Here is a 7,885-nt window from a genome sequence, read left to right as displayed (position 1 = left end):
TCGTCCATACCTGTGGTCCGGCCAACGGCCCCTAAGCGGTTGCGAAGCATAGCGGCAACCCGTCAGGCCTTTCTCTTGGCCCCGTCAGGACGTAGACATGGACAGAAAGCGGGCGATGACGAGCGTCGACCTCGCCGCGCTGGTCGGCGAGTTACGGGATTACACCGGCGCTGTCGTCGACAAGGCCTATCTCTACGGTGAGGACAAGGTGCGGCTGAAGATGCGGGATTACGACCGCGGCCGCATCGAACTCATCATCGAGGTGGGCGACCCCAAACGCGCACACGTGGCGACGCCGGAGCACGTTCCCGACGCGCCCGGACGACCGCCGAACTTCGCGATGATGATGCGGAACCGGATTGCGGGTGCGAACCTGGAAGGCGTCGAACAGCATGGCTTCGACCGCATCCTCACCTTCCGCTTCGAGCGAGAGGACCAGACGACGCTCGTCGTCGCGGAACTGTTCGGCGACGGCAACGTCGCCGTGATGAACGAGGACCGCGAGGTCATCGACTGTCTCGACACCGTCCGCCTGCGTTCTCGGACGGTCGCGCCGGGCTCGCAGTACGGCTACCCCGACGAGCGGTTCAACCCGATGGAGGTCGATTACGACGCTTTCGAGGCGAAGATGGAGCAGTCCGACACCGACCTCGTGCGGACGCTGGCGACCCAGCTGAACTTCGGCGGCCTCTACGGCGAGGAACTCTGTACCCGTGCGGGCGTCGAGAAGACGACGGACATCGCCGAGGCGACGGAGGAGCAGTACGAGGCGCTTTTCGGCGCTCTGGAACGGCTTCGGGAGCCGATTTTGGAGGGTCGGACCGACCCCCGACTCTACGAGGACGACGAGGGGCAGGTCGTCGACGCGACGCCGCTCCCGCTCGAAGAACACCAGGCCGAGGGATTCAACGAGACGGTCTTCGAGAACTTCAACGGCGCCATCGACGAGTACTTCTACCGACTCGAACAGGAAGACGAGGAGATTACGGAGGAACCCGGCAGCCAGCGGCCCGATTTCGAGCAGGAGATCGAGAAGTACGAGCGCATCATCGAACAGCAGGAGGGTGCCATCGAGGAGTACGAACAGCAGGCCGAGCGGGAACAACAGAAGGCGGAACTGCTCTACGGCAACTACGACCTCGTCGACGACATCTGCTCGACGGTTCAGAACGCCCGCGAGGAGGGCATCGGATGGGAGGAGATCGAGGAGAAATTCGAACAGGGCGCCGAGCAAGGCATCGAGGCCGCCGAAGCGGTCCTCGGCGTCAACGAGGCCGAAGGCACCGTCACCATCGAGATCGACGACACGGAGATAGAGATCGACCCCGCGATGGGCGTCGAGAAGAACGCCGACCGCCTTTATACGGAGTCCAAACGCGTTCGCGAGAAGATGGAGGGTGCCGAGGCCGCGATCGAGGACACTCGCGAGGACCTCGAAGAAGCCAAACAGCGCCGCGATGAGTGGGAAGCAGGCGACGAGGAGGAAGACGAGGAGGATGAGGGCGAATGGGCAGAGAAGGATTACCTCTCGATGGGCTCGGTTCCGGTTCGCTACGACGAGAAGTGGTACGAGCGGTTCCGCTGGTTCCGCACGAGCGACGGCTTCCTCGTGTTGGGCGGCCGCAACGCCGACCAGAACGAGGACCTGGTCAAGAAGTACATGGAGCCGTCGGACTGCTTCTTCCACGCGCAGGCCCACGGCGCGCCCGTGACGGTTCTGAAAGCCACAGAGCCGGACGAACCCGCCCGCGAGATCGACATTCCCGACTCCAGCAAGCAGGAGGCCGCCAAGTTCGCCGTCTCCTACTCGTCGGTCTGGAAGGACGGCAAGTTCGAGGGCGACGTCTACGAGGTCGACCCCGACCAGGTCTCGAAGACGCCCGAAAGCGGCGAGTACATCGAGAAGGGGAGTTTCGTCATCCGCGGCGACCGGGAGTACTACCGCGACGTGCCGGTCGGCGTCGCCGTCGGCATCAAATGCGAACCCGACACGCGGGTCATCGGTGGCCCGCCGTCGGCCATCGAGGACCGGGTCGAAACCTCGGTTCGTCTCGAACCGGGCCAGTACGCCCAGAACGACATTGCAAAGCGGATCTACCGAACCTTCCGGGAGCGCTTCGAGGACACGAGTTTCGTCCGCAAAATCGCCAGCGCGGACAAGATTCAGGAGTTCTGCCCACCGGGCGGTAGTACGATGGTCAACGAATAGGTCGGCCGCACGGCCAACCGAATAGCAGGGCACTTACCGCCGCCGCTCGGAGGTAGCCGTATGCGAATCGCCGACCGCCAGAGCGTCGAGGGGCGGGCCGAACGGATTACGGTCGTTCCCGAGAGCCTCGACGACCTGTGGCATCTCACGTATATTCTGGAGCCGGGCGACCTCGTTTCGGGCGATACTACTCGCCGAATCCAGCGCGACGACGACAAGATGCGGGACACGGGCGGCCAGCGGGAGCCGATGTGGCTCCGCATCGAGGTCGAAAGCGTCGAGTTCGCCAAGTTCGCCAACCGCCTCCGTGTCGGCGGCGAAATCGTCGACTGCTCGCGAGAGGACCAGTTGGGCTTCCACCACACGTTCAACGTCGAGGAACACGACGAACTCGAGATCGAGAAGGTCTGGCAGGTCGACCAACTGGAGCGCCTCCAGGAGGCCGTCGAAGCCGCCGAACAGCCGGACGTCGCCATCGCCACCGTCGAAGAGGGTGAGGCCCACGTCCACACCGTCGCCCAGTACGGCGTCGAGGAACGCGCCACGGTGACCGGGACGACGGGTAAAGGCGAGTACGCCCGCGGCCGGGACGAACTCTTCGCGGAGTTGGCCGAGGTACTCAAGCGTCTCGACGCGCCGGCCATCATCCTCGCTGGCCCCGGTTTCACGAAACAGGACGCGCTGGATTACATCGAGGAGGAGACCCCCGACGTCGCCGAGAAGATACAGATCGTCGACACCGCCGCCGTCGGTGACCGCGGCGTTCACGAGGTCCTCAAACGCGGTGCCGTCGACCGGATTCAGACGGAGACACGCATCTCCGAGGAGGCCGAACTAATCGACGAACTGATGCAGCGCATCGGGGAAGGCGCGAAAGCCGCTTACGGCATCGAGGAGGTCAAGAAGGCCGCCGACTACGGCGCCGTCGAGACGCTGCTCATCCTCGACAAGCGCCTCCGCGAGGAACGCGCCGGCGAAGGCGACTGGGACGTCGACGCGAACGAACTCATCGATACAGTCGAACGGCAGGGCGGCGACGTGACCGTCTTCTCCCACGAATTCGACCCCGGCAAACAACTCTCGAATCTGGGTGGCGTGGCGGCGCTGCTGCGATATCGGCTTGATTAACGGCGGTTATTACGCCGTTTCGGTATTCGCTCGGTAGAAGGCGTATTAATCAGTCCGACAGCCACATCAGCGGCGTCTCTCGACTGTGGCGTTTCTTCTCTGATATCACTTCGTAAGTTCGCATCCATGAAGTGACAATCCAATTATCAAAGCATAACAATACCTGTCATCAGGTTAGTTATCTTAAATGAAGCATAAATTATAACAAGAGGTGACTATATTCTATTGGGCAGTATAAATAAATGAATCAAAACGGTGGGGGTTCTCAACGGGGCAGTTGATGGTGATCACTGCGCTGCTTTTGGCCGTATTATTCGTCGGCCTCGCGATCGTTCTTAATTCTGCTATTTATACGGAGAACCTCTCGACGCGGTCAACCGACAACACTGATGACGCCATTTCTGTAGCATCGACGACATTCGAGACTGTCGATACCCTACAGGGGAGAGCAAATGCTCAGCATAATGACTCGTACGATGAGTTGACGCGGAACTACACGCGATTGACTACTAGCTTTCAGGATTCCTATGGGACCGAGTATGCGAAACAAGGGATGTCGTTCGATATAACGACGATCAATCAGACGAACGAAACGCATCTTCGACGGACGAATCAGTCACGAGCTTTCACTAACGCGAGCGGGGACTCGAGCGACTGGCAGGTCGCTGGAGGTGTCGGTGGTGTCAGCGACTATACGATGGTGGTCAATCGTGACGACCTCTACACCGACGGTGGCGGCAGCGATCTTCTGGGGAACTCCTCTACCGTCCATATCACCGACGGAAACGGAACTGTCTGGGAGCTACACATCTACGAGAACACGGACAACGATGTGACCGTAAAGCCGGTCGTGGATGGGACCGAGAAGGCACCCTGTGAGGTCGACGCCGCCGAAGTCGAGATCGACCTCGTTGCGGGGACAGTGGGTGGAAGGCAGTGTTCGACGCTCGTGTTCGCGGAGGGGCTTGCGGGAACGCTCGACATCGAGTACCACAATCCCGACGAGATCGGCGGGACCTATTCGTTGCGCGTCGACGTGATCATCGACCCAGCAGCGAACGACCACTACGAGGCGTTCGGTTCCGGGTCGCCAACAGCGACGCCGAACATCTATGGGACGACCGCTCGAATGACGTATGCTAGCTCTGACGTTTCGTTGACGGCGACTCGGCGGGTCGTCGCTGGCGAGCCAGCCTACGCGAAATAAATCCTACCAGTAACGACTGCTAATCGCGCTTCGAGAGGTCGATCGTCATCCCGTCGCGAGCCATCCGAACGTCGCCGTCGAAGCCCTCCTCGACGGCCTGAATCATCTCGTCGTGTTTGCCTTGCGTGTGGGGGTAGAGATGGGTCAGATAGACGCGCCCGATATCGTGGCCGGCGAGTGTCTTCCCGAGTTTCGTCGGCGTCGGATGGTTGTCGACGTCGACCTCGTCGGGGAACGAACAGTCGTGGAGGAGGATCGCCGAATCGTCGGCGAGGTCCGCGATTGCGTCGCTGGCTTCCGTATCGGCAGAGAACGTGAAGACCGCATCCTCCGTCTCGAAGCGGTAGGCCAGACAGTACATCGAGTGGATCGTCTCGGCCGCCTCGATATCGTACCCGGCGACGGTGTGGGTTCCGGGTCCGAGTTCGCGGAACGTGAGGTCGAAGCGCCCCTGCATGTAGTCGTGGACCGAAAGGAGGTCCTCGACGAGTGCCCGTGTCCCGTCGGGGCCGACGATTTCGAGGTCGGTCTCGCCAGCCAGCCAGCGGGCTTTCAGGAGGACCATCAGGTCCGAGACGTGGTCGAGGTGGTGGTGGGTCAGGAGGACGGTGCCGATACCGTCGTAGCCCACGTCGGTTTCGGCGAGTCGATGAAGGGCGCCGCTGCCGCAATCGACCAGCAGGGGGTCGGCGTCCCCGTTCGGGTCCTCCAGCAGGAGGCCGGTCTGGACTCGGTCGCCGGTCGGCATCGCCGCACCCGTTCCGAGAAAGGTTACGCGCATGGTCGGAGCGTCGGCGGCCGACGGCAAGTGCCCTGTGGTGCGGCGCGACAAAACCCACTTGCCCGTTCGGCCCCACGTGATTCGTAGATGGGGAACGACGGTGCTGAAGCCGACGCCCGTCGGCTGCTGGAGAGCTACGACTTCGCCTACGACGCCCAGTCCGTACCGATAGACGACGCCGAGGCGTTCGGCCGTCTCGACCCGGCCGTCCAGGAGTGGTGGGTCGAACAGTTCGGCGAATTCGTCCCCGACAACGGCGGCTTCTTCACGCCGCCACAGAAGGGCGCGATCCCCCGCATCGACGACGGGACGAACACGCTGGTCTGTGCGCCGACGGGGTCCGGAAAGACGCTGGCCTCCTTCACCGCGATTATCAACGACCTCTTCGACCGCGCCGAAGTCAACGAGGACGGCCTCGACAACAGCGTCTACTGTCTCTACATCTCGCCACTCAAGTCGCTGGCCAACGACATCCACCGCAACCTCGGGGAGCCGCTGGACGGCATCACCGAGAAACTCGACGACCGCGGCGAATCGGTCGACATACGCCACGCCATCCGCCACGGTGACACGAGCGATAGTGACCGCCAGAAGATGCTGCGGGAGACGCCGCACATCCTCAACACGACGCCGGAGACGCTGGCCATACTGCTCAACAGCCCGAAGTTCAAGGAGAAACTGGAGACGGTCGAATACGTCATCGTCGACGAGATTCACTCGCTGGCGGAGAACAAACGCGGCACGCACCTCTCGGTATCGTTGGAACGACTGGAACGCCTCTGTTCGACCTCGCCGACCCGAATCGGCTGTTCGGCGACGGTCGAACCGCTCGATACGATGGGCGAGTTCCTCGTCGGCGGCACCTACGACGAGGCCTCGGGCGAGTGGACGCCCCGCGAGTACGATATCGTCGACGCACGATTCGTCCGCGATTTCGATATCGAGTTGAGTTGCCCGACGGACGACCTCATCAATACGCCCCGAGATGTCGTTTCCGAGCGGTTCTACGGGCAGCTGGACGACCTCGTTTCCGATCACACGAATACGCTCGTATTCACGAATACGCGGTCAGGTGCCGAGCGCGTCCTCCATAACCTCCGGGAGCGCGGCGGCTACGACGAGTCGAACTCCGGGTGTCACCACGGGTCGCTCTCGAAGGACGAACGGAAGCGCATCGAGGAGGGGCTCAAAAGCGGCGAGTTGGACGTCGTGACCACCTCCACGTCCCTGGAACTGGGCATCGACATGCCATATGTCGACCTCGTTGTCCAGGTCGGGTCGCCGAAATCCGTCGCCGCGATGCTCCAGCGCGTGGGCCGGGCCGGCCACCAACTCGGACAGACGGTCAAGGGCCGGGTCATCGCGCTAGACCGCGACGAACTCGTCGAGTGTGCGGTCATGCTCAAGAAGGCCGAGGAGGGCTTCGTCGACCGGGTGTTCGTCCCCGAGAACGCACAGGACGTTGCCGCCCAGCAGGTCTACGGCATGGCTATCAACGGCCCGCTTCCGGAGGCCGAAATCAGGTCCGTCCTCCGGAGCGCCTACCCCTATCGGGCCTACGACGATGCGGAATACGAGTCGCTGTTCCGCTACCTGACGGCCGATTACGACGGCATGGAAGACAAGAACGTCTACCCGAAGGTCTGGCGCGACGACAACGACCCGCCGGGCGGGGAGTACCACTACGACGAGTTCGCTCCCGGCACGCCGCTTGTCGGCAAGCGCGGCCGTCTCGCGCGGGTCATCTACATGACCAACATCGGCACGATTCCGGACTCGTTCAGTTGCGACGTCATCGTCCGGTCGGGCGACGAGTGGGTCGGCCAACTCGACGAGGAGTATCTCGACACCCTCGAGAAGGGCGACGTGTTCGTCCTCGGCGGGTCGAACTACGAATACAGCTATCGCCGCGGGTCGAACGTCTACGTCGACCGCACGAGCGCCCGTGCGACCGTTCCCTCGTGGTTCTCCGAGCGGTTGCCCCTCTCGTATGACCTCGGCCGCGAGATTCTGACCTTCCAGCGCGAACTGCTGGAGCGGCTGGAAGACGGAGGCCCGCCCGACGTCCGTCGGTGGCTCCGGGAGTTCCCGCTGGACGAGAACACCGTCCGCGCAATCACGCGGATGGTAGAGGCACAGGTCGAATATGCCGGTATCGGGAGCGTCTCGACGGACCAGCGACTGTCCCTCGAGGTCGAACTCGACCGCGAGGAATACCGGCGCAACTACTACGTCCACGCCAACTACGGCCGGCGGTTCAACGACGGCCTCTCGCGCCTGCTGGCCTACCGCTGTGCCCAGCAGGCCAACACGAACGTCAAGGTTGCCGTCGCCGACCACGGATTCACGCTGTCGATGCCCCTCAATCGGAAGGTCGATATCGACGGCATCATCGCCGATATCGACCCCGAGGACGTCCGCTCCGACCTCCGGGCCGCCCTCGATGGGACCGACCTGCTCAAGCGCTACTTCCGCATCAACGCCACCCGCTCGTTGATGATCCTGAAACGGTACAAGGGCCACGAGAAGTCCGCGAGCCAACAGCAGGTCTCCAGCGAGA

At 62.5% G+C, this 7,885-nt stretch carries 5 protein-coding genes; 4 read left to right on the top strand and 1 reads right to left on the bottom strand.

Going from position 1 to position 7,885, the window contains the following annotated elements:
* The first annotated feature begins 97 nt into the window (after positions 1-97).
* The 3 genes from rqcH to V5A53_RS10955 all read left to right on the top strand — a co-directional run bounded on the left by rqcH (position 98) and on the right by V5A53_RS10955 (position 4,544).
* The gene (gene rqcH / locus V5A53_RS10965; RefSeq protein ID WP_332313652.1) at positions 98-2,209 is read left to right on the top strand and encodes a ribosome rescue protein RqcH; all 2,112 of its coding nucleotides are present in this window, start codon (positions 98-100) and stop codon (positions 2,207-2,209) included.
* Positions 2,210-2,269: 60 nt separating this feature from the next.
* On the top strand, positions 2,270-3,337 hold the full coding sequence (locus tag V5A53_RS10960) for an mRNA surveillance protein pelota (protein ID WP_332313651.1): 1,068 nt from the start codon (positions 2,270-2,272) through the stop codon (positions 3,335-3,337).
* A 697-nt stretch (positions 3,338-4,034) separates the two neighbouring features.
* Positions 4,035-4,544: a hypothetical protein gene (locus V5A53_RS10955; RefSeq protein ID WP_332313650.1), complete on the top strand. Its 510-nt coding sequence runs from the start codon at positions 4,035-4,037 to the stop codon at positions 4,542-4,544.
* Between the two features lie 19 nt (positions 4,545-4,563).
* Here the strand turns inward: V5A53_RS10955 and V5A53_RS10950 are convergent, their stop codons facing one another.
* Positions 4,564-5,325, bottom strand: a complete 762-nt coding sequence (locus V5A53_RS10950; RefSeq protein WP_332313649.1) for an MBL fold metallo-hydrolase — start codon at positions 5,323-5,325, stop codon at positions 4,564-4,566.
* Between the two features lie 87 nt (positions 5,326-5,412).
* Here V5A53_RS10950 and V5A53_RS10945 point away from each other — a divergent pair.
* A partial coding sequence (locus V5A53_RS10945) for an ATP-dependent helicase (RefSeq protein ID WP_332313648.1) occupies positions 5,413-7,885 on the top strand: 2,473 nt, incomplete at its 3' end.

Origin of the sequence: Natronomonas sp. (assembly GCF_036625485.1) — an archaeon.
Lineage (GTDB): Archaea > Halobacteriota > Halobacteria > Halobacteriales > Haloarculaceae > Natronomonas.
Note: the sequence above shows the minus strand (reverse complement) of the source record. Positions and strands in the feature narration are given on the sequence as shown.

What these genes read in the sequence shown, in the direction of transcription:
- rqcH (WP_332313652.1), top strand. Translation starts at nt 98, where the DNA reads ATGGACAGAAAGCGGGCGATGACGAGCGTCGACCTCGCCGCGCTGGTC.
- V5A53_RS10960 (WP_332313651.1), top strand. Translation starts at nt 2,270, where the DNA reads ATGCGAATCGCCGACCGCCAGAGCGTCGAGGGGCGGGCCGAACGGATT.
- V5A53_RS10955 (WP_332313650.1), top strand. Translation starts at nt 4,035, where the DNA reads ATGGTGGTCAATCGTGACGACCTCTACACCGACGGTGGCGGCAGCGAT.
- V5A53_RS10950 (WP_332313649.1), bottom strand. Translation starts at nt 5,325, where the DNA reads ATGCGCGTAACCTTTCTCGGAACGGGTGCGGCGATGCCGACCGGCGAC.